The sequence below is a fragment of the Lysinibacillus macroides genome, from assembly GCF_001281525.1.
GTDB lineage: Bacteria > Bacillota > Bacilli > Bacillales_A > Planococcaceae > Lysinibacillus > Lysinibacillus macroides.
This window is the reverse complement of sequence record NZ_LGCI01000003.1, coordinates 1-22786: the sequence shown is the minus strand read 5'-3', so window position 1 is coordinate 22786 and position 22786 is coordinate 1. Positions and strand designations below refer to the sequence as shown.

The window sequence follows — 22786 nt, the reverse complement described above, 5'->3', positions numbered from 1 at the left end:
GTCTTTGTATTGAGAAACGAAGACTTCCATTCCTAAAAGGATATATTTTTTTATGCCAACTTAGTATACTAAGTATTATAACAGAGTGTTTAGAGGAGAAATTACATGACAAAAACAGTTCTATTAATTGAACCTACTATTCGAGCGAATGGTGTTAAGTATTTAACGAATCTCTTTAATGTAGTGTTAGCACCGCATGGTTCAGAGGAAACCATTATTCAATATATCAATGAACATCAGGCACATGCGGTGATCGTCAGAACAGAGAAAATAACAAAAAAGATTTTAGAAAGCTGTCCTTCCCTAGAAGTTGTTGGGATGCATGGTGTTGGGCTAGACCATATAGATGTTCAAAGTGCTACAGAAAATGATGTAGTTGTACTAAATGCACCTTCCAGCAATTATACATCTGTTGCGGAGCATGCAATGATGTCCGTTCTAGCTTTAAGTAGAAATTTAAAAATTAGTGATGCAAAAGTTCGAAATAATGAATGGCATTATCGAGAAACATATTTCCCAATGGAAGTGAATGGAAAGACGCTTTTAATCGTAGGAATGGGCAGAGTTGGACAGGATTTAGCTAAAAAAGCAAAGGCATTTAATATCAATGTTTTAGGATTCGATCCATTCGTCACAGAATCCGAAATGCAGCTACATGGTGTTGTGAAAATCAATGATTTAAATATGAACCTTCCAATATGTGATTTTATCTCCTTACATGCACCACTGACGAAGGGTACATATCATTCATTTTCTACAAAGCAATTTGAGTTAATGAAGAATTCAGCATATGTCATTAATTTGGGGAGAGGGCCATTGATTGATGAAGAAGCACTCTATCACGCATTGGTGAATAAGCAAATCGCTGGTGCAGCATTGGATGTTTTAGAGCAAGAGCCCCCAGCTAGTGATAACCCGCTCTTTGCCTTGGATAATGTTATTCTTACACCACATTTCGGGGGCGATACATTAGAGGCGAAGGATAGATGCTCTGAATCGATCACACAAGAGGTTGGTGTTGTGTTACATGGGAGAATTTCTAAAAATGTGGTAAATCCGCAAGTATTAGGCTCTGCAAAGACCTATAAAATACTAAATAACATTTAAAAGGAGCGTTTTAATTATGAAATACAATGGAATTATGACAGCATTAGTAACACCTTTACATCAGGATGGGACAGTAGATCAAGAAAACTTTGCCCATTTAATTGAAGATCAACTGAACAATAATATTCACTCTTTACTCGTACTAGGTGGAACAGGTGAATATGCTGCGCTTACTATGGAGCAGCGAAAAGTTGCAATTGATGTAGCAATCAAAGCATCAGCTAGTCGTGTGCCAGTGGTAGTAGGCTTACTTTCTCCAGGAATAGGGGACAATGTAGAATTAGGAAACTATGCTAAACAAGCTGGTGCTGACGCTGTGATGATCGTGACACCATACTATGTAAATCCAACACGACAAGGCTTTATCGAATACTATCAAGAACTTGATAGACGTTTAGATATGCCAATTATCCTTTACAACATCCCTTACAAAACAGGTATTCATTTAGCAAACGATGTTGTAAAAGAAGTAGTTGAAAAAGTACCAAATGTAGTAGGAATGAAAGTTTGCTCAGATAATATTGGTGATGTTCTTGAGCTGCTTCAAACAGTTGGGGATAAAATCGCAGTTCTTTGTGGAGAAGATTTCAGGGCGGTATCTTCATTTATCGCAGGAGCACCAGGTGCTATAACGGCTAGCTCAAACCTTCTTCCAGATGTATGGGTACAAATTTATAACTTCGTTCAAGAGAAAAAATATGATGAGGCAGTAGCATTACATCAAAAATTCTTCCCATTAATGAAGGCATTATATAAAGAAGGCAATCCAGGACCTGTAAAAGCAGCGTTAAGTATGATTAATGTACCAGTTGGCTCAGTTTCAGTGCCATTAGTGGATGCTTCGACTGACCTTCAAGAGGAATTGAAACAGCTGTTAACAGAATTAGAAGTACCAGTAAGATAAGTGAAGAAAGTACACATTCAATCAGTGGAGGATTCTCTTCTCCCCTGATTGCTAGTGGAGCAAATCAAACTACCTGATTAATCGGGATAAAAATACTGGAGGTCATTATGGTAATAGCATATAAGCATGAGCCTTTTACTGATTTTAGTGTGGAAGAGAATCATTTAGCATATACAAAGGCTTTACAAACAGTTGAGGGATATTTAGGGCAAGATTATGATGTAGTCATTGGTGGGGAACGAATTACAACAGAGGATAAAATTGTTTCCCATAATCCTGCTAATAAAAAAGAAGTAATCGGGCGTGTGTCAAAGGCAGACCAAGAGCTAGCTGAAAAAGCAATGCAAGCAGCTGTCAAGGCATTTAAAACATGGAAAAAGGTAAAGCCTGAATTTCGTGCGGATGTTTTACTCAAGGCTGCTGCTATTATTCGTCGACGTAAGCATGAATTTTCAGCATTGCTAACAAAAGAAGCAGGTAAACCGTGGAGAGAGGCGGATGCGGATACAGCAGAAGCGATTGATTTCTTAGAGTATTACGCACGGCAGATGCTTCTTATAAAAGATGGCGCACCTGTCCAAAGCCGTCCAAATGAATTTAACCGTTATGATTATATTCCACTAGGTGTTGGCATTATTATTTCACCCTGGAACTTCCCGTTTGCGATTATGGCTGGCACAACTGTAGCTGCGATTGTGACAGGTAACACAGTATTATTAAAGCCAGCTTCAGCGACGCCCATTATTGCTGCTAAATTTGTTGAAGTCATGGAAGAAGCAGGTCTTCCTAAAGGTGTGCTTAACTTTGTACCAGGAAGCGGTGCAGAGGTAGGGGATTACCTTGTTGACCATAAAGATACAAGATTTATTAGCTTTACAGGTTCACGTGATGTTGGTCTTCGTATTTTTGAGCGTGCTTCAAAAGTTAATGACGGACAAATTTGGATCAAACGTGTTATTGCCGAAATGGGTGGAAAAGATACAATTGTTGTTGATAAAGAGGCAGACCTTGAGCTAGCAGCGAAGTCGATTGTCACTTCTGCATTTGGTTTCTCAGGGCAAAAATGTTCTGCCTGTTCACGTGCAGTTGTTGTAGAAGATGTCTATGACCAAGTGCTAGAACGTGTGGTAGCATTAACAAATGAATTAACACAGGGCGATCCAACTGACTATGCAAACTATATGGCAACCGTTATTGACCAAAGTGCATATAATAAAATTATGGGCTATATCGAGATTGGCAAGCAGGAGGGCAAGCTATTAACAGGTGGAGAAGGAAACGATTTAATCGGGTACTTTATTCAACCTACTGTATTTGCTGACCTTTCTCCAGACTCAAGAATTATGAAGGAAGAAATTTTTGGCCCAGTTGTTGGCTTCACAAAGGCAAAGGATTTTGATCATGCCATTGAAATTGCTAACGACACGGAATATGGCTTAACAGGTGCAGTTATTACGAATAACCGCGAGCATATCGAAAAGGCTCGTGAAGACTTCCATGTTGGAAATCTTTACTTTAATCGTGGCTGTACAGGAGCTATCGTTGGGTATCAACCATTTGGGGGATTCAATATGTCAGGTACAGATTCTAAAGCTGGTGGCCCAGACTATTTACTGCTGCATATGCAAGCAAAAACATCTTCAGAGATGCTTTAATTATAAAAACCAACCAATTGTCAGTATTTTTATTAACAGTTGGTTGGTTTATTTTGAATACAGTTATTAAAAGCTTGCAATAATGAGGATCAAGGATTATTATTGCATTAAGTAGTAATTATATAATTACAAATTACTTCATGCCGTTTTAATAAAGGAGTAAGATAATGGCAAAATTTCGTAATGAAGAAGAAGTGCTTGCGAACTATGATTCTTCCAAATATCAAACACCTGATGGCTATACAGCAGATATTGCAATTTTTACAATTGTATCAGAGAAAAAAGAAGAAAAAGCACCACCCAATATGACGTTAAAAATTATGCTCATCAAGCGTGCAGCAAAGGATGCGGAAGGCAATCCAAATATTGAAGGTGGCAAATGGGCATTGCCTGGAGGCTTTGTAGATGCGAGCCAAAGGGAAACAGCCTATATTGCTGCGAAAAGAGAGCTAAAAGAAGAAACAAACGTAGAGGGATTGCATTTACAACATTTTGGCGTTTACGATAAGGTTGATCGTGACCCTCGTGGATGGATGATATCGAATGCCTTTTATGCAATTGTGCCAGAAATGTTTATTGAGCAACGGCAGGCGAACGATGATGCCGCTGAGGTGGAGTTATTTGGGATCGAGGAGGTATTTACACTCCAACTTGCCTTCGATCATCGTCAAATTATTGCCGATGCATTGGCATTTATTAAAAGAGATATGATTCAAACAACTGTTGCAAAAAACTTTTTACCATCAGAGTTTACGTTATCTGAATTACAACGGGTGCTGCTAACCGTTGGGAAAGACCCAAGAATTGCAAATGACTCTGTATTTTTTGCAAAGGCTCCTAAATTACCTTTTATTGATAAGGTATTGGATAGGGAAGGAAAGCCAAAGAAAACAAAGCGAAATTCATTTAGACCTTCACAATTATATACATTTAATGACCGTGAGATTGTGGAATCCATTTATCACTAGGAAAGAGCTGTCTTTCCTGATTATTTTAAATTTTGTAATTTGTAATATTTGCATTACTAATTAATAAAATGGAGTGATGAAATAATGACAAAGCGTGCATTGATTAATATTGATTATACAGTGGATTTTGTTGCATCGGATGGAGCTTTAACCTGTGGAGAACCGGGACAGCTACTAGAGCAAGCAAATGTAGCGTTAACAAAGGAATTTATTATGAATGGGGACTTTACGGTATTTGCGATAGATGTTCACGAACAAGGAGATATTTACCATCCAGAAACAAAGCTATTTCCACCGCATAATATTCGGGAGACAAAAGGTAGAGAACTGTATGGGGCTCTACAGTCACTATATGAAGAAAATCGAGAGCAGGATCATGTTTACTATATAGATAAAACACGATATTCTGCTTTTGCAGGAACAGACTTAGAGCTAAAATTGCGTGAAAGGGGCATCACTGAGCTGCATTTAGTGGGTGTTTGTACAGATATTTGTGTTCTTCATACAGCAGTAGATGCTTATAATAAAGGATTTAAAATTGTTATTCATAAAAATGCGGTTGCATCCTTTAACCAAGTCGGACATGAATGGGCTTTAGGTCATTTTGAGCATACATTAGGTGCAACAGTTATTTGATAGACAAATGGAGGGATAGCCATGACATACACAGATGATAGCTTTATGCTACACACAGATTTATATCAAATAAATATGGCTCAAGCCTATTGGCAGGATGGTATTCATCAACGTAAGGCTATTTTTGAGCTATATTTTAGAAAACTTCCGTTTGACAATGGGTATGCCATCTTTGCAGGCTTGAAAAAAGTGATCGAGTTTATGGAAAACTTTGGATTCTCCGCTAGTGATATTCAATATTTGCGTGAACAAGGGGGCTATCCAAAAGAATTTCTACAATATTTACAGGATATGAAGTTTACAGGCACAATTGTAGGAATGAAGGAAGGAGAGCTAGTCTTTGCAAATGAGCCAATTTTACGAATCGAAGCACCATTGGCACAGGCACAATTAATTGAAACACCGTTATTAAATATTGTGAATTACCAAACGCTTATTGCTACAAAGGCTTCACGTATTAAACAGGTAACAGGCGAGGAAATAGTGATGGAATTTGGTACTCGACGTGCTCATGAATTTGATGCGGCTATTTGGGGAACTCGTGCGGCTTATATTGGTGGCTTTTCTGCTACAAGCAATGTGCGGGCTGGAAAATTATTTGGCATTCCTGTATCAGGAACACATGCACATGCGATGATACAGGCTTATCGCGATGAGTATACAGCATTTAAAAAATATGCGGCGGCTCATAAGGATTGTGTGTTTTTAGTGGATACCTATGATACATTGCGTTCAGGTGTGCCAAATGCTATACGTGTAGCGAAGGAGTTAAGCGAGACGATTAATTTTATTGGTATTCGCTTAGATAGTGGGGATTTAGCGTATCTTTCAAAGATGGCAAGAAAAATGCTGGATGATGCAGGCTTTACACAAGTAAAGATCATGGCTTCAAATGATTTAGATGAATATACAATTATGCATTTAAAGTCACAGGGAGCTCAAATTAATGCTTGGGGAATTGGCACAAAGCTGATTACAGCGTACGATCAAGCGGCTCTTGGTGGCGTCTATAAATTAGTGTCCATTGAAAATGAGGATGGCAAAATGGTTGATACGATGAAAATTTCAGCTAATCCTGAAAAGGTGACAACCCCTGGGTGTAAGCGTGTATATCGTATTATTAATAATGAGAACGGTCATGCTGAAGGGGACTATATTGCATTGGATGGGGAAAATATTCAGGAAGTACAACGCTTGAAAATGTTCCACCCTATTCATACGTATATTAGTAAATTTGTCACAAACTTTACAGCAATTGAATTGCATGAAAGGATTATAGAAAATGGTAAGATTGTTTATCAGGAGCCGACACTGCAAGAAACACAGGCATATGTAAAGGAAAATTTGCAATTGCTATGGTGTGAGTATAAGCGAACGCTCAATCCGGAAGAATATCCTGTCGATTTAAGTCAGGCTTGCTGGGACAATAAAATGGCAAGCATTCAGGCAATAAAGGAAAACGTTTTGAGCAGATAAAAGACAATGGGAGGCAGTGACCAGTAATCATATGTAGCGATCACAAGAATTTGCGGAACATGCAGCAAGTGTATGAGCAGTCTATGGACCCTACAAGAGTGCAATAATCCCCCTTACATGTATTTGGAAGGGGGACTGTTTAACAGTGAGGTTTTTATTTCAGTTGGTAGATGAAAATTTATTTAGTACAGGTACCATTCAGCAAAGACCAAAAAACTTCTGAATAAATATTCACTTTATTACACCTTAAAAATATTTACGTTATTCTCAAGCTCCTGAGACATATTGGTTAATGCTTTAGTAGCCAAGGCTATTTCAGCAATTGTGGCTAGCTGGGCATCTGAAGCTACTGTCACATGACTAGATGAGTCCGCAGAATGCACAGACATAGAGGCAATTTCCTGTATAGAAGCTGTAACCTCCTCACTTCCAGCAGACATCTGCTCAGATAACGCTGATAAATCATCAATATCTGTTGAGAGGTTTTGTACAGCATGCTGAATAGTCGTGAATAATGTACCAACTTTATAGATAAGCTGAGTTCCTTCCTGTATTCCCGTACTACTAGATTCCATTGATTGAACAGCAACTTCAGTTTTTGCTTGAATTTCATCGATTAACGTGCGTACCTTAGAGGCAGAGTTTGAAGTTTGGTCGGCTAATTTTCGAATTTCCTCAGCAACTACAGCAAAGCCTTTGCCAGCTTCTCCTGCTCGAGCAGCTTCAATGGCTGCATTTAAGGCCAGTAAATTTGTTTGCTCTGCAATACCTCTAATTAATTGCATAATCTGCCCAATTTCATCTGAATCGACCTTTAATTCGCCAATAATTTTGGCAAATTGGATGGAGTGTTGCTGAATGGCCTCCATTTGTCCAATGGCGGATTGTACAGAGCTACTTCCTTGTGTAGTCATGTCATTCATTGTATTCGTTGCCTCTGCAATATTGGCTGTATTATCAGCTACACGAACAATTCCCTGCGAGATTTCGGTTACTGCCTTAGCTGTTTCTTCACAGGCCACTTTTACTTGTTGTGTATTATCATTAATCGATGCTATTGAGCGTACGATTTCATTCGTTTCATCCTTAGATTCTAAAACATTGTGACTGATAGAGGTAGCGTTTTGAGATAACTCCTGTGCTTTTTGTTGAATACCTAAAATAAGTGACTTTAAATTAGCTGTCATTTTATGAAAGCTGGAAGATAGAATACCGATTTCATCCTTAGTGGTATATGTTTTTGGTTCGATTGTAAGATTCCCATCAGCAATTTGCTCCACATCACTTGAGATAATAGAGAGTGGCTTTAAAATTTGACGAAGGAATAAAAAGACAATAGCAAGACCAATAACACTAATAATAATCCCTGCCATCAAGATCGTGTATAAATATGAATTTTTCTGTGTAATCATAGCTGCATAATCGATTTCGCTTTCTAAATACCATTTCACTTTACCCGAAAAATCAGTTAACGGAAATGCTAATATTTTTGTTGTGTTGTCCAAATACTCTATTTCTTCGCCATTCAATAATTTATTAATATTTTCTTTAGGAATAGAGGATTCTTTTTCTTTCCCAGTGCTAAGCATAAATTGGGAGCTTTCATTTTCTATGGCATATAGGGTCCAATTTCCACTGTAATTTTCCTGAAATTTTTCTAGCAAGCCTTCTGTAATGCCCATCCCAAGCTCCACCGTACCAATAGGTGAACCGTTGTAAAAAAGAGGAACAACATAACGGAATCCTACACCCGCAACGCCGCCTTCAAGCCCTTCAACGATTGTTTGCTCATCGTTCGCTTTGACAACCGTATGACGGAAGGAGGATAAATCATCTCCGAATTCCTCAGGGCTATGAACGCGGAAAAATGAGGTGGCATTAGGTAAATGAAACTGAAATTGTTTAACTCCTTGCTCTTCTAATTGCTTCATTAAGGGTAAAGTTAAGTTCGCTAATGTTTCTCGATCACGATTAGCAAAGGCTTTCAAAATTTCTTGGTTATTTATGATAGGTGTATTTCCAATGCTTAGTAAATCAAATTGGTTTTTAATTTCATTGTTTAAACCAATAGAGATATTTTTTGTTTCAGAGGATTCTAATTGGCTGATAACCTTTTGTATATTTATGGTTGAATTGAATGTCAGGATTGTAATGATTAAAACTAAGATGATAGCCGATACGATTGATACTTTTGCCGTTATTTTCATAAATAGTACGTCCTTTCTTAAATCAAGTGATAAAGCGTAAAAATGTATAGGTAATTAAAGGGTGGGCAAGTAACTAATAGTGAATAGGGTGAAACAAGCTAATCTCACAATTAACTTCTCAAAGTGAGAGGATTTTCATTTTATTATTGTATAGAAAATATATAAATGGTTTAGTGTGAATACTGCTTATATCTTGGGGGAGAGTCACCATTAGTTAGAGAGCATTATGTAATTCTAGTGGATGAATGTTTTAATGTTGTAAAAATATTACTTTTGATGAAGTGGAATGTCCTTTATATATCTAATTCTATACTATTAATCTGAAAATTTAGATACTTTATGTATGATATTAATTCAATATTTTATGTGAATAGATGTAAGTTAGCAATGTATAATCCTTGAATGTCACATAAAATTCAATGGAAATATTAGTATTTTCGACTTACTGATTTCTATAAAGGCTGTAAAATATTTTGGCCTTCTCAATTACGGTATAGTAAACGCTGTATGAGTAACATGTAATTATTATGTAGTGAAATGTCGCTATGACCTAATACAAACCAAAAGTATTTACAGAAATGATGAATATACCTGTTCAAACATTCCACAGATTAGGATAGAGAAAGGATATGAACAGCTTACAGAGGAATATTAGCAAGTGGATAACGCTCTTTTTCATAAGAATACGAACAGCTAAAAAAGAGAGGTGAAAAATCTGCTACTAAACAAAGAGCGAATATAAATAAAAACATTTTAAGGGTTCAAAAACTAATACTTGGTTAACAGATAGCCGATTAGCATATGCAAATTCGATAGTGACTGATCAGTGTATATCACTATCGAGGGGAGTATTATGAATAATTAGCAGTGGTTGCACACCAATATTTTTTGCACTTTTAACATGTAGCTAGCCTCTTTCTCTAAACTATGTAGGGAATTGATTGGCTAAATTGAACGTACTGCCTGTGGAATGTTCTAGCAAGCGGGAAAACCTTAAAAATGTACACTTTTTATATTTTTAGTAGCGGAGAATACTAATGGCGAGAATAGGTATTTATGGTTCATCCTTTGATCCGATCACCAATGTTCATCTATGGACAGCTAGTACAGTTGCACATCGTTGCAAGCTAGATCAGGTTATTTTTTTACCGTGCTCGAGTAAACGTAAGGATAAAACAATCAAAACAGAGGATCTGCATCGTTGGAATATGGTTCAGCTAGCAATTGCGAAAGATCAGCGTTTTAGTGCAGATTCCTATGAAATGGAGCAAGAAGGCTGGAATATCTACACCTATGATACGATGAAATATTTTAGGGAAAAGCACCTAGAGGATGAAGTCCATTTTATTATGGGTGCAGATTTATTAGGAGATATTGGCGCAGGGTTATGGAAAAAAGGTGATGCGCTCATAGCGGAAAATAAATTTATTGTGATGGCAAGACATGGCATTGATATGCTATCCACCATTAGCCGTTCTCCTATTTTAAGAAATCATGATGATGGACGGTTCCATCTTATTGACAAGGGGTTGGCGATGGAAATTAGCTCTACCTATATTCGAGAGGAATTGGCAATGGGGGGAGAACCAAGATACCTTCTGCCTGATGCATGTTACGACTATATTAAAGAACATCATCTTTATCAGAAATAATCAATATGCAAAGAAAAGTATGGTTAAACGCCATACTTTTTTAATTTTGAAAAGACGGTGAACTTTATCATATATCATCTTGCCTAAGCTATAATAAAAATAGATATGGATTATAAAAATGTTTTTAATGTTAGAAAGGAATTCATGGATGTGCAGCTTACATTAACATTTCTTATTTTAGGAGCAACAATTTTTGCATTTGTGACCAATAAAATACGCGCAGACCTTGTAGCGATTGTGTCACTTTTGGCATTTGTTATTACAGATATTCTAACACCTGCTGAGGCATTAGCCGGTTTTTCCAACTCAGTCGTGTTAATGATTGCAGGGCTATTTGTGGTGGGTGCAGGCATTTTACGCACCGGTCTTGCAGGGATGGCAGGGCAATTATTGCTGAAATGGTCAGGCAATAGTGAGCTGAAATTATTTGTACTACTGCTCATTATTGTAGGAACAGTTGGGGCTTTTATGAGTAATACAGGTACGGTAGCATTAATGATGCCGATTGTTGTTAGTATCGCGATCAGCATGAAAGTCAGCCCTTCTCAATTTTTATTGCCATTGTCTTATGTCGCAAGTTTATCAGGTCTGATGACATTGATTGCATCACCCACTAATTTAATTGTCAATCAATTATTGGTGGATCGAGGCTATAGTAAGCTAGGCTTTTTTGAAATAACACCTATTGGCATTGTTGGGATGATTGCAGGAATTAGCTACTTAGTGCTTGTACGTAATATTTTATTACCAAAAGATCAAAGTCGTACACAAACAAATGAAGGCTACAAGCTTTCACCTAAGAAAATCATGAAGCAATATGATTTAAACAATCGGCTCTTTAAAATTTCTGTACCAGAGGATTCACCCATTATTGCAACATCATTGGCAGAATTAAAGCTGCCAGCTAAGTATACGCTTTGCATGATGAAAATTCATCGAAAATCACAGGAGGGTATCAATTTACTGCCAATGACCTATCAGGAAATGGCAGGTCCAACAAGTGTAATCCAGGCTAAAGATGAGTTATATGTACAAGGTGAGGAAGAGGATATTTACCACTTTGCCGAGGATTATCATCTTGAGGTGCAGGGCTTGGTGAAAGGTGAGGCAGATGAATTAGTATCCAAACATCTAGGTATTGCCGAGGTGTTGCTTACACCCAATTCAAGCTTTATTAACGAAACAGTTAGCTCACTTGGATTCCGCGAAAAATATAACTTAAATATTATTGGGATTAACCGTAGAGGCGGTTATAAGCTTCAAGATATGGTTTCTCATAAGTTGAAATTTGGAGATGCGATATTAGTACAAGGTGCTTGGGATGAAATTTTATTACTGGCAAGGGAAACGCAAGATGTTGTGGTTGTGGGTCAGCCGAAGGAACATGCCAGTGTCGCAGCCGCTACGGGTAAAGCTGGTATTGCGGGGATTATTATGCTATTGATGATTATATTAATGGCATTTGAAATTTTCCCAACCGTTATTTCGGTTATGATTGGCGCGGTGCTTATGATTTTAACAGGCTGCTTGCGCAATATGGAAGATGCCTATGGGAATATGAACTTTGAAAGTATTGTATTAGTTGCAGCCATGCTACCAATGGCAACGGCATTAGAAAAAACAGGGGGCATGACCCTTCTATCGGATGGCATTATCAATGCATTGGGTGATTATGGCCCTTATGGCGTGTTAATTGGGGTTTATCTATTAACAGCCGTTTTTGGTCAATTTATTAGTAATACGGCGACTGCTGTATTATTTGCCCCCATTGCAATGAGTGCTGCTATTGCAATGGATGTTAGCCCTACCACCTTTATGATTGCTGTAGCAGTCGCAGCCAGTATGGCATTTGCTACACCAATTGCTTCCCCTACAAATGCATTAGTTATGACAGCGGGGGGCTATAAATTTATGGACTTTGTAAGAATAGGTATCCCACTACAAATTGTGATGCTTATTGTTATGATGGTAGCCATTCCATTCTTCTTCCCATTTTAAACATACTAACACAGAGTAGTGCAAACCAAAGCTAAGGTTTGTGCTACTGGTGTTAGTATTTTTTTATTTCAATTTTAAAAGACCTTATTCTATCTATAAGGCTTTAAAATCTAATTTTTCGATTTTAAAACTCAATATATTCAATTTTACAATTAATAAAAGAGCTATTATCATAATGAAAAATAAGAAATTTCTGAATAGACAGAAATCAAAGGGGTTTTAAAAATGATTTATCGTATGGAATCTGTAGAGAAAAGAGTTTCTAAAGAATTAGTGGATGCATTTGGCGAGATTAGTACAACGATTATCGGAGATGCTTTAGGACGTTTCAATTGTATGAGCTCAATTGGCCATTTTAATAAACCTGGCATTCGCTTAAAGGGCACCGCTTTTACAGTAAAGACATCGGCTGGCGATAATTTAATGATTCATAAGGCAATACATATGGCGGAGCCTGGAGATATTATCGTCATTGATGGGGGTGGTTTTGAAAATCGTGCATTGTTAGGAGAAATTATGAGCTCCATTGGGCAGAAAAAAGGACTTGCTGGATTTGTAGTTGACGGTGCGATTCGTGATCCAGAGGAAATTAAGGAGTTAGGCTTTCCAGTATATGCAAAGGCAGCAACACCAGCTGGACCATTCCGTGAAGGCCCCGGTCAAATCAATGTACCTATTATTTGTGCAGGAGCTATCGTAAAGCCGGGAGATTTAATTATTGGTGATGATAACGGAATTACTGTTATTCCTTATGAGCGAGCAAATAACGAAGTATTACAGGAGGCTCAACGAATCGAAGCGATGGAAAAAAAACAACTAGAACAAATTGAAGCAGGCACTCTTAATTATGACTGGATTGATGAAACATTAATGAAAAAAGGTGTATTAGGAGGTACGAATGTATGACGTTATTAAATGCTGAGGTGTTTAATCATTTATCAGAATCTAAAACTGTCGCAATAAATGATAAAGCGAGATCTTTAATTGAACAAGGGAAAGACGTTATTAATTTAGGCGGAGGAGAGCCAGATTTTGATACGCCGCACAATATTATTGATATTGCTGAGGAAGCAATGAAGAAAGGAAAAACACATTATGTAAATAGTCCGGGCATTCCTGAGTTACGTGAAGAAATTGCTCTCAAACTGCGTAATGTGGATAACTGTAATTATCATGCCTCACAAATTATCGTAACGCCTGGAGGAAAATTAGCCCTTTATATCGCACTTATGTCAATGATTAATCCAGATGATGAGGTGATGATTGTTAATCCAGCTTGGGTAAGCTATGAGCCATTAATTACAATGGTGGGAGGAAAAACGGTTTATGTTAACCTCGATCAAAAAGATAACTTTACATTAAAAGGTCAATTAATTGCTGAAGCTTGTACAGCAAAAACGAAGGCGATCATTATTAATACACCAAATAACCCGACAGGAAGAGTATTAAAGCAGGAAGAAATCACTGAGCTTCGCAAAGTGGCCGAGGAGCATAATTTAATCGTTATCTCTGATGAAGTGTATGATCGCCTAACATATGAGGACCATCCATTTATAAGTGTAGCGAGCGATCCTGAGCTATTAAAGAGAACGATTACTGTTCAAAGCTTTTCAAAGGGCTATGCTATGACAGGCTGGCGGCTAGGCTACCTAGCATTACCTGAGGAATTATGTAGTGCAGCGCTAAAGGCACAGCAACATATGATGACGTGTACAACATCCTTCGTACAAATTGCTGGCATTGCTGCATTAAAAAATAGTGAAGAAGAAGTAGTAAAAATGAAGAATCGTTATGAGGAAAGATTAGATTTTGTTGTGGAAAGCTTAAATAAAATTCCTGGTGTAACGTGTGAAAAACCTGAGGGAGCTTTTTATGTATTTCCAGAAGTAGACTTTGCAGGCTTTGATTCCTATCAACTAGCAGAATATTTATTGGAGGAAGTGGGTGTAGCTGTAACGCCAGGAGAGGCATTCGGACCAGCATATAAGAAAAATGTGAGAATATCTTGTGCCAATTCAGATGAGATGTTGAAGGAAGCGATGAAAAGAATGGCAAAGGCATTTTCATAAGCAGTGATTATCATATATGAAAGGAAGGGTAGGACAAGCAATGAATATCGTTATTTTAGATGGCTATACGCTGAATCCAGGCGATTTAAGCTGGAGGAAATTATCAGAAGTCGGTGAAGTGACTGTCTATAATCGCACGCCAAATAATTTAATTGTGGAACGTGCTGTAGAAGCTGAAATTATTTTAACGAATAAAACACCACTTCCAAAAGAAATTTTAGCGCAATTACCCAAATTAAAATATATTGGCGTACTCGCCACTGGATATGATGTAGTAGATGTTGAAGCAGCTAAAGAACAGAATGTCGTTGTAACAAATATTCCGGCCTATGGCACTCATTCTGTAGCACAAATGGTCTTTGCTTTATTATTAGAGCACTGCCAACGTGTACAAAGACATAGTGATGCAGTAAGAGCGGGAGAATGGACAAATCATCAGGATTGGTGTTTCTGGAACTATCCATTAATTGAGTTAGCTGGCAAAAAGTTTGGTATCGTTGGTTTTGGACGTATTGGTTATCAAACAGCACAAGTAGCTTCAGCATTAGGCATGTCGATTATCGCGTATAATCGTCAACAGCGTGAGGTTGATTTACCTAATTTCCAATGGGCAGATCATTTAACAGATTTGTTAAAAGAAGCAGACGTTATTAGCCTACATTGTCCATTAACGCCAGAAACAGAAGAAATAATCAATCGAGATAATCTGGCGATAATGAAAGCTTCAGCGATTATTATTAATACGTCCAGGGGGAGGTTAATAAATAACCAAGATCTTGCTGATGCTTTAAATAATGGCGTAATTGCAGGAGCTGGCTTGGATGTTTTGGATGTTGAGCCGCCGTCCGCATCAAATCCGTTATTATCCGCTAAAAATTGTATGATAACTCCCCATATTTCATGGGCAACGAAAGAAGCCCGTGGACGATTATTGGATATGGCAGTAGACAATGTAAAAGCATTTGTGGCAGGAGCAGCAAGAAATATTGTATAACTAAAAAGCTAACTAAAATTATGGTTATAATTATATTAAAATATTTGTAATTTATAGCTAGCTAACCATCCAAATTACACTTATATACAAAAAAGTCTTCATATTTAAGTTTACATAAATATGAATAGCTGTAATGAATATTACTTAAGGAGGGGAATATGCTGTGGCAAAACAAAATGATATTGGCGCAAGAATGGATCGCTTACCCATTTCAAAATGGCATCAAAGTGTATTCTGGTTAATCGGGATTGGGATCTTAATTGATGGTTTTGACAACTATATGGGAGGAGCCATTTTAGCTCAATTAATTGAAAATGGATGGTCCAATAACTACTTGAATGCTGCTTTTACATCCGCAACAATGGCAGGATTATTTATTGGTTCAATTTTAGCAGGACTGCTTGGTGACCATAAAGGAAGAAAATTCGCCTACCAAATTAATCTGTTAATTTTTGGAATAGCTTCAATTGCAGCAGCTTTTGCCACAGATATGGTTACGTTAATTATTTTACGTGGGATTATTGGAATAGGGCTAGGAGCAGAGCTTGTGGTAGGATTTGCAACGTTCCCAGAGTTTATTCCAAGTAGAGTTCGTGGGAAGTGGTCAGCAAAATTATCATTATTAGCAAACTTTGCCCCACCTATCGCAACGTTAACAGGTTTATTGGTAATGCCTGCTTTAGGGTCAGAGCTAGGATGGAGAGCTATGTTTATGATTGCTGGGGTAGCAGCATTAATTTTATGGGTTGCTCGTCACGGCTTACCTGAATCACCTCGCTGGTTTGCATCACGTGGAGAGCTCGATAAAGCCGAGGCTATTTTATCGAAGGTAGAGCAGGATATTGAAAAAGAAACAGGAGCTAAATTACCTCCTGTAATGGAAGCCGATATTGTTGGAGGGCAAGAAGTAAAATCATTACCTTTTTCAAGTTTATTTAAAGGTAATTTATTAAGAAGAACAATTTTAGGAAGCTTTGTGTTAATTGGGATGAATACAGCTATTTATAGTATTATGACTTGGATTCCTACATTATTTGTTCAATCAGGAATTACAGTGACTAAGTCATTATTAATGACAACCATTATTTTATTTGGAGCCCCTTTTGGTGTGTTTGTGGCAACCAAAATTATTGATAAGTTTCCACGTAAATGGTTAGCGGTTGGATTGTTAGTGACAATTGCTATTCTTGGATACATTTATGCTCTACAATCATCTGAAATTTTCATTATGATTATAGGCTTTATTTTAATTACAGTGCTGTATATATACGTTTGTTTATCTTCTGCGGTGTATATTCCAGAAATTTGGCCAACAGAGGTGCGTTTAAGAGGCTCAGGTTTTTGTAATGCAGTTGGACGAGTTGTGACAATCTTTACGCCATATGGCATTGCTTGGGTGTTAACGCAATTTGGGCAAGTAGCAGTATTTGTTACAATTGGCTCTGTATTAGGTGTTGTAGCCCTAGTTGTAGCAATTTTAGGGGTAGAGACACGTTTCAAATCAATGGAGGAAATTGGTAGAGAAGCCTTTGGTGAAGATTAAGAGATCCAAGTAAGAAGAATGGAACAATAAATGATGATTTTAGAAAGTAGTAATGTGATATTGGATGAAGCATAGGATGCCGATGTAAAAATATACTCATCGCTATTTCATGCTGATTCCAATATTTTCATCTTCGTAAGAAAGTGGCTGGGAGGGTTAAGATGTTTAAGGAAACTACAGCAGAGCACTCTGAAAAAAATATAATTGCACAATATCCTAAGTTTTTGCCATTAGGAGATCAAGTAATCGTGGCTCAATTTGAGAAAGAAATGGGAATCAGTATAAATCAAAAAGTATTAAGCTTTGCGCAAGAAGTTGAGGTAGCAAAGATTTCAGGTGTCACACAAATTATTCCTACATTTTGTACAGTTGCGATTCGTTATAATCCTTTAAGCATAGCGTATAAAGCATTAACAGAAGAACTTGAAATAATAAAAAGTCGCCTCGTTTTTGAACAGTATAAGGAACATAAGCCACAGAATATTATTCATATTCCAGTTGTGTATGGAGGGGAATATGGTCCTGATATCGAATATGTTGCTGAAAGCACAGGATTAGATATGGATGAAGTTATTCGACTACATACGTCTAAACCATATTTTATTTATATGTTAGGAGTAATTGGCAGCTATCCATATTTAGGGGATTTAGATGAACGATTAGCGCTAAAAAGAAGAAGTAGTCCAAGAATAAAAGTAGAAAAGGGCTCAATTGTTATTGCTAATCGACTTACTGTGCTCCATCCGTTAGCATCACCGAGCGGCTGGCATGTAATCGGTCAAACCCCTATGGAAACATTTGATCCACATCAAAATCCCCCAAGTACATTGCTTGCTGGAAACTATATTAAGTTTGAGGCAATTAGTGCAGAAGAAGCTGAACAATGGAATGACAATAAACAGAGAGAGTGGATTAAAAAATGGAATTCATTGAAATCATTAAACCAGGATTAATGTCAACAATTCAAGATCTCGGACGAGCTAATTATCAAAAATATGGTATTTCAGCCAGTGGTGCAATGGATAAATTTTCATTGAGAATTGCCAATATTTTAGTCGGCAATGACGATGAGGAAGCAGCAATCGAAGTAACTTTGATGGGGCCACATCTAAAGTTTTTAGAAGGTGGTATTATTGCAATTACGGGTGCAGATATAGGTGCGAAGTTAAATGGAAAACATGTACCGCTTTGGACTTCCATTAAGGTCGAGAAAGGAGACGAATTAACGTTTGGCTTTGCAACTGGCTATGGTTGTCGTGCATATATTGCAATTGCAGGTGGTATTGATGTTCCCATAGTTATTGGTAGTAAATCTACTTCCTTAAGAGCTGGCTTTGGTGGCATGGATGGGAAAGCCCTACAGTCCAAGGATATTATATCAATTGGGAATTCTATGTATACATCAATTGGAAGAATACTTCCAACGGAATATAGGCCAAATTTTGGAGAGGATCGTCCGATGAGATTCATTTTAGGACCACAGGCAGATGAGTTTAAGGCGTCAGAGCTTGAAAAATTTTGTACAAGCCGCTACAAGGTATTAAATGAATCTGATCGAATGGGCTTTCGTTTAGAAGGAGCAGCAATTTCACATAAAGTTGGACCAGATATTATTTCGGATTATATTACAATGGGGTCAATTCAAATTCCAGGAAATGGGCAACCGATTGTATTAATGGCAGATTGTCAAATGACAGGTGGGTATACAAAAATCGGTGTTGTCATTGATGTGGATTTACCATATTTAGCGCAAAAGAAGCCAGGAGATGTAATCCATTTTGAAAAAATAGAGATTGAGGAAGCACAAGAGCTTTATAAAAAAAGAGAGAGACTTTTATCTTTAATAAAGGTAAATAACAAAATGGCAAGCAAATAATTAGGATAAATATAAAGCCAAATCTTTAACGAAAATTGAGTAAAAGGTGTTGTTCCATATGAAAATAGTGATTGCACCCGATTCCTTTAAAGGAAGTATATCAGCCTACGACGCAGCAATCGCGATAGAAAAAGGGGTAAAGAAATATTTACCGAGTGCTGCAACCGTTATTGTACCAATGGCTGATGGCGGCGAAGGTACAATGGATGCACTTGTAGCAGCCACTAACGGAGTAATCTATCACGCACAAGTGAAAAATCCGCTTGGTAGTGATATCACAGCAGCCTATGGTGTTTTAGGAGATGTTCAAACATGCATTATTGAAACAGCAAGTGCATCAGGCCTATATCTTATTCCAGAAGATAAACGTGATCCTCTAAAGACGACAACCTATGGGATGGGTCAGCTAATAAAACAAGCATTAGATCAAGGATATCGTCATTTTATTATTGGCTTAGGCGGCAGTGCGACAAATGATGCAGGTGTTGGTATGTTGCAGGCATTAGGCTTACAGTTTTTAGATTGTAACGGTCATGAAATTGGCTTTGGAGGTGGAGCATTAAATAAAATTACCATGATTGATAATCGTAAATTTGATAAAAGAATTGCCGAAGCAACATTTATCATTGCCTCAGATGTAAAAAATCCGTTTATTGGTTCAAATGGTGCTTCAGCTATTTTTGGTCCACAAAAAGGGGCAACACCTGAGATGGTGGAGCTTTTGGATAATAATTTACAGCATTTAGCTGATTTAATTGAAAAGCATACTGGCATTCGTATTCACCACAGTGAAGGAGCAGGAGCTGCTGGTGGTTTAGGAGGGGCATTTCAGGCGTTTTTTCCAGCTGAAATAAGGGCAGGCATCGATATTGTTATTGATTATTCGGGCTTTACAAAAGCTGTAGCAGGAGCGGATTTAGTTATCACGGGAGAAGGGCAGATTGATTGCCAAACAGCAGAAGGGAAAACGCCAATGGGAGTTGCACAGGAGGCGAAGAAATATAATGTTCCTACAATTGTTCTTGCCGGCTCAATTGGTGAAGGAATCGATGTGCTGTATCAATACGGTATTATTAGTATTCACAGCATTGTAAATGGTCCAACCACTTTACAAAAGGCGGTGGAGCAGGCATCTGACTTACTTACTAATTGTGCAGAACAAGTTGTTAGAACCTTTTTTGCTTATAAAGTATAAAAAATTGGGAAAGTTAGACTTCGTTCTGACTTCCCCTTAAATCTGTTAAAAGATATTCTAGTATAAAACTTTTTTAATAACAGAATCTAAAATTTTTAACCCTTCCACAGCGCTTGGACGCGGGTATATAGATTGAATTTGATAGCATATACGATCGGGAGGTGGGTTTTTTAATCGATATAATCCATATTTGCCGGTTGCTTTAAAGTTTTCCGCCATTGATAAAGGGACAATTGCCCAATAGCCAGGTGTCTCCATAAATGTATGTAGCAATATAGAGGTATCAACACGAATAGGTGGATACTTTGTTGCTGAACGATATTTATTGTACCAGGCGTGAAATGACGCATGCCAGTTCATGTACAATTCTTTGTCTGGATCTAATTCTAAAATATCAATCATTTCATGAGTTTGGGGTGTTTCTTCCCTACGAATTACAACGAGAGGTTCAGCTAAAAATTTATCAATAATCATTCCTGGCATGGGTTGTTCAATTAGACCAAATGCGATATCAATTTCTCCGCGTTCCAGTAATAAATATAATTCCGTAGATTGTTGTGTGCGAATGCTTATTTCCAAATCCCTGCTTAATTCACTAAGCGCTCGGTATACAGGTGGCAATACATAAGAATTGATACTATCTACTGCACCAATCGAAAGGCTAATTGATTTTTTTCGCGAGCGTATTTGTGTTGTTTCTAATAATAGACCTTCCCATCTTTTGGCTAATAGCAAAAATTCTTGTCCATCTGCTGTTAACGATAATGATCTTATGCCGCGTCCACGTTCTATTAAATTGACCCCTACATCACTTTCCAGCTTTGCGAGACGATGACTTAATGTTGATTGTGAAATAAATAATGCGTTGGCAGCATCTGTTAGAGAGCCATGACGAATCACTGCGAGAAATGCTTCGATTCCAATTGAATCCATCGTCCACACCTCAATATATTAATTTTATTGATATTATATTTCGAATTATCTAATTTTACAAATATTCTTTCAATGCCTAAAATTAAAAGTAAATCGTTTAAAAGACTTTAATTGTGAAAAAAGGGGAGACGTACATGGGGCGTGTAATTGATATTATTTCGGATTTAGGTGAAGGCTTTGGTCTATACGAGGCTGCTGATGATGCTAGTATTATTGAACTTGTTAGCTCAGCAAGTGTTGCTTGTGGATTTCACGCTGGAGATCCTAGAACGATGGCAAAGGCTGTTTATGAAGCAATAAAAAAAGGCGTAGGTGTAGGAGCACATCCTGGCTTTCCGGATTTACTAGGCTTTGGGCGTAGAAATATTAGTGTAACACCATGGGAAGTAAAAACAGACGTTCTTTATCAATTAGGCGCATTAGAGGCATTCGTCAGAGTGGCAGGGGGCAAATTACAGCATATATGTCCACATGGTAGTTTAGGTGATCTTTCTATGGTCGATAGAGAATGTGCTACCGCAATGCTTGAAGCGGTAATCGAATTTGATCCCTCATTAATTATTGTTACACAGGCAGGTGAATTAGAGCGGCTTGCTAGAGAAAAAGGAATGAAAGTAGCAAAGCTAATTTTTGCTGATCGTGCTTACAATGATGATGGTACATTAGTTTCGAGAAGAAATTCGAATGCTGTAATCCTTAATAAAGATATTGTTATTGATCGCTGTGTTCGGATGGTAATAGAAGGTAAAGTAGAGACGATTACAGGAAAAGAGATAGCAGTTGAGGGCGAAAGTATTTTAATTCATGGTGATACAGTTGGATCTTTGACGTTAGCCAAAGATATTAAAGCCGCTTTAATCGACAGGGGCGTAGAAATAAAAAAGTTAGCTGATTGGTTATAAAAGTAGAGGGTGCATGTGGGATAAGTTTTTTCATCATTGCAATTTTAGAATGCCAAAGCGTTGTTTTAATAGCGTTTAGGCATTTTTTATTTGTACATCTTAGATTGAAATCGCATTTTTGTGAATGGTTAATATATGGCTAGTAACGGCTCTATTTCAAGCATGTGACTAATAATATGTTTCGAGGTGGTTTATTGAAAATTTAACCTTTTTTGTATGCAGTATTTATTTGGTTTTATATTTTATTTTTTGTACAAGAATAGTGGTGCCCTTTTGAATTTTTACTTAATGGATAGAAGATAGGCGGCAAGGGTGAACTTGTAAGCTTTATGCTAATATGTTTTTACTCAATTTTTCTGTAGAATCTATTATTTTTTATAAAAAGATATGATAAAATTACTTTCTAACTAACTGTGGATGTAAAAATATTTTATGGTCATTAATAATAGGAAGTTTTTCTATAGCAAGAAAAAACTTAAATTTTTTTAGGGAAAAGTATTGACCTTTTCGAAATAAGGGTATAATATTATACAAGTCGCCACGTTGACATGCTAAAACAAAGCAAAACATGAACCTTGAAAACTGAACAAGCAAAACGTAATCAATAACGTTTTAAGTAGCTAGCTTCGGCGAGTGAACGAAACAAAAATTTTGGACATCAAAATGGATGC

General features: G+C 37.3%; 18 protein-coding genes and 1 pseudogene. 17 read left to right on the top strand and 2 right to left on the bottom strand.

Going from position 1 to position 22786, the window contains the following annotated elements:
• The first annotated feature begins 105 nt into the window (after positions 1-105).
• The 6 genes from ADM90_RS02235 to ADM90_RS02210 all read left to right on the top strand — a co-directional run bounded on the left by ADM90_RS02235 (position 106) and on the right by ADM90_RS02210 (position 6746).
• The gene (locus tag ADM90_RS02235; protein ID WP_053993442.1) at positions 106-1107 is read left to right on the top strand and encodes a hydroxyacid dehydrogenase; all 1002 of its coding nucleotides are present in this window, start codon (positions 106-108) and stop codon (positions 1105-1107) included.
• Between the two features lie 16 nt (positions 1108-1123).
• Positions 1124-2011, top strand: a complete 888-nt coding sequence (dapA, locus tag ADM90_RS02230; protein ID WP_053993441.1) for a 4-hydroxy-tetrahydrodipicolinate synthase — start codon at positions 1124-1126, stop codon at positions 2009-2011.
• 107 nt (positions 2012-2118) lie between these two features.
• Positions 2119-3666, top strand: a complete 1548-nt coding sequence (gene pruA, locus ADM90_RS02225) for an L-glutamate gamma-semialdehyde dehydrogenase (protein ID WP_053993440.1) — start codon at positions 2119-2121, stop codon at positions 3664-3666.
• A gap of 167 nt (positions 3667-3833) precedes the next feature.
• Complete coding sequence (locus ADM90_RS02220) at positions 3834-4634, top strand: NUDIX domain-containing protein (RefSeq protein WP_053993439.1); 801 nt, start codon at positions 3834-3836, stop codon at positions 4632-4634.
• A gap of 84 nt (positions 4635-4718) precedes the next feature.
• Positions 4719-5270: a cysteine hydrolase family protein gene (locus ADM90_RS02215; protein WP_053993438.1), complete on the top strand. Its 552-nt coding sequence runs from the start codon at positions 4719-4721 to the stop codon at positions 5268-5270.
• A gap of 21 nt (positions 5271-5291) precedes the next feature.
• Entirely contained in the window at positions 5292-6746 is a 1455-nt protein-coding gene (locus tag ADM90_RS02210) for a nicotinate phosphoribosyltransferase (RefSeq protein ID WP_053993437.1), read from the top strand.
• A 239-nt stretch (positions 6747-6985) separates the two neighbouring features.
• Here ADM90_RS02210 and ADM90_RS02205 read toward each other — a convergent pair whose 3' ends face one another.
• Positions 6986-8953: a methyl-accepting chemotaxis protein gene (locus tag ADM90_RS02205; protein ID WP_053993436.1), complete on the bottom strand. Its 1968-nt coding sequence runs from the start codon at positions 8951-8953 to the stop codon at positions 6986-6988.
• 681 nt (positions 8954-9634) lie between these two features.
• Here ADM90_RS02205 and ADM90_RS25490 point away from each other — a divergent pair.
• The 10 genes and pseudogenes from ADM90_RS25490 to ADM90_RS02160 form a co-directional block, all read left to right on the top strand.
• Positions 9635-9777 (top strand): annotated as a pseudogene (locus ADM90_RS25490) (RNA-guided endonuclease TnpB family protein); the annotation flags it as partial.
• 213 nt (positions 9778-9990) lie between these two features.
• Complete coding sequence (gene nadD / locus ADM90_RS02200; protein WP_053993435.1) at positions 9991-10605, top strand: nicotinate-nucleotide adenylyltransferase; 615 nt, start codon at positions 9991-9993, stop codon at positions 10603-10605.
• Between the two features lie 144 nt (positions 10606-10749).
• Positions 10750-12603: an SLC13 family permease gene (locus tag ADM90_RS02195; RefSeq protein ID WP_053993434.1), complete on the top strand. Its 1854-nt coding sequence runs from the start codon at positions 10750-10752 to the stop codon at positions 12601-12603.
• Between the two features lie 225 nt (positions 12604-12828).
• Positions 12829-13509: an RraA family protein gene (locus ADM90_RS02190; protein WP_235473268.1), complete on the top strand. Its 681-nt coding sequence runs from the start codon at positions 12829-12831 to the stop codon at positions 13507-13509.
• Entirely contained in the window at positions 13506-14672 is a 1167-nt protein-coding gene (locus ADM90_RS02185; protein ID WP_053993433.1) for a pyridoxal phosphate-dependent aminotransferase, read from the top strand. The genes ADM90_RS02190 and ADM90_RS02185 overlap by 4 nt, the downstream gene beginning before the upstream one ends.
• 40 nt (positions 14673-14712) lie before the next feature.
• Entirely contained in the window at positions 14713-15666 is a 954-nt protein-coding gene (locus ADM90_RS02180) for a D-2-hydroxyacid dehydrogenase (protein ID WP_053993432.1), read from the top strand.
• A 163-nt stretch (positions 15667-15829) separates the two neighbouring features.
• Positions 15830-17209, top strand: coding sequence for an MFS transporter (locus ADM90_RS02175; RefSeq protein WP_053993431.1), 1380 nt, complete (start codon positions 15830-15832; stop codon positions 17207-17209).
• 161 nt (positions 17210-17370) lie between these two features.
• Positions 17371-18162 carry a 5-oxoprolinase subunit PxpB gene (pxpB, locus tag ADM90_RS02170; RefSeq protein ID WP_053993430.1) on the top strand — a complete coding sequence of 264 codons (792 nt, stop codon included), beginning with the start codon at positions 17371-17373 and terminating at the stop codon, positions 18160-18162.
• Entirely contained in the window at positions 18129-19085 is a 957-nt protein-coding gene (locus ADM90_RS02165; protein WP_053993429.1) for a 5-oxoprolinase subunit C family protein, read from the top strand. The genes pxpB and ADM90_RS02165 overlap by 34 nt, the downstream gene beginning before the upstream one ends.
• 58 nt (positions 19086-19143) lie before the next feature.
• Positions 19144-20280 carry a glycerate kinase gene (locus ADM90_RS02160; RefSeq protein ID WP_053993428.1) on the top strand — a complete coding sequence of 379 codons (1137 nt, stop codon included), beginning with the start codon at positions 19144-19146 and terminating at the stop codon, positions 20278-20280.
• Positions 20281-20337: 57 nt separating this feature from the next.
• Here the strand turns inward: ADM90_RS02160 and ADM90_RS02155 are convergent, their stop codons facing one another.
• A complete protein-coding gene (locus ADM90_RS02155) occupies positions 20338-21213 on the bottom strand; it encodes a LysR family transcriptional regulator (RefSeq protein ID WP_053993427.1) in 876 nt (291 codons plus the stop codon).
• 134 nt (positions 21214-21347) lie between these two features.
• Here ADM90_RS02155 and ADM90_RS02150 point away from each other — a divergent pair, with 134 nt between their 5' ends.
• Entirely contained in the window at positions 21348-22115 is a 768-nt protein-coding gene (locus ADM90_RS02150) for a LamB/YcsF family protein (RefSeq protein ID WP_053993426.1), read from the top strand.
• Positions 22116-22786 lie beyond the last annotated feature (671 nt).

Excerpts from the sequence above, each read along its gene's own strand:
- ADM90_RS02235 (WP_053993442.1), top strand. The coding sequence starts at position 106 with ATGACAAAAACAGTTCTATTAATTGAACCTACTATTCGAGCGAATGGT.
- dapA (WP_053993441.1), top strand. The coding sequence starts at position 1,124 with ATGAAATACAATGGAATTATGACAGCATTAGTAACACCTTTACATCAG.
- pruA (WP_053993440.1), top strand. The coding sequence starts at position 2,119 with ATGGTAATAGCATATAAGCATGAGCCTTTTACTGATTTTAGTGTGGAA.
- ADM90_RS02220 (WP_053993439.1), top strand. The coding sequence starts at position 3,834 with ATGGCAAAATTTCGTAATGAAGAAGAAGTGCTTGCGAACTATGATTCT.
- ADM90_RS02215 (WP_053993438.1), top strand. The coding sequence starts at position 4,719 with ATGACAAAGCGTGCATTGATTAATATTGATTATACAGTGGATTTTGTT.
- ADM90_RS02210 (WP_053993437.1), top strand. The coding sequence starts at position 5,292 with ATGACATACACAGATGATAGCTTTATGCTACACACAGATTTATATCAA.
- ADM90_RS02205 (WP_053993436.1), bottom strand. The coding sequence starts at position 8,953 with ATGAAAATAACGGCAAAAGTATCAATCGTATCGGCTATCATCTTAGTT.
- nadD (WP_053993435.1), top strand. The coding sequence starts at position 9,991 with ATGGCGAGAATAGGTATTTATGGTTCATCCTTTGATCCGATCACCAAT.
- ADM90_RS02195 (WP_053993434.1), top strand. The coding sequence starts at position 10,750 with ATGGATGTGCAGCTTACATTAACATTTCTTATTTTAGGAGCAACAATT.
- ADM90_RS02190 (WP_235473268.1), top strand. The coding sequence starts at position 12,829 with ATGATTTATCGTATGGAATCTGTAGAGAAAAGAGTTTCTAAAGAATTA.
- ADM90_RS02185 (WP_053993433.1), top strand. The coding sequence starts at position 13,506 with ATGACGTTATTAAATGCTGAGGTGTTTAATCATTTATCAGAATCTAAA.
- ADM90_RS02180 (WP_053993432.1), top strand. The coding sequence starts at position 14,713 with ATGAATATCGTTATTTTAGATGGCTATACGCTGAATCCAGGCGATTTA.
- pxpB (WP_053993430.1), top strand. The coding sequence starts at position 17,371 with ATGTTTAAGGAAACTACAGCAGAGCACTCTGAAAAAAATATAATTGCA.
- ADM90_RS02165 (WP_053993429.1), top strand. The coding sequence starts at position 18,129 with ATGGAATTCATTGAAATCATTAAACCAGGATTAATGTCAACAATTCAA.
- ADM90_RS02160 (WP_053993428.1), top strand. The coding sequence starts at position 19,144 with ATGAAAATAGTGATTGCACCCGATTCCTTTAAAGGAAGTATATCAGCC.
- ADM90_RS02155 (WP_053993427.1), bottom strand. The coding sequence starts at position 21,213 with ATGGATTCAATTGGAATCGAAGCATTTCTCGCAGTGATTCGTCATGGC.
- ADM90_RS02150 (WP_053993426.1), top strand. The coding sequence starts at position 21,348 with ATGGGGCGTGTAATTGATATTATTTCGGATTTAGGTGAAGGCTTTGGT.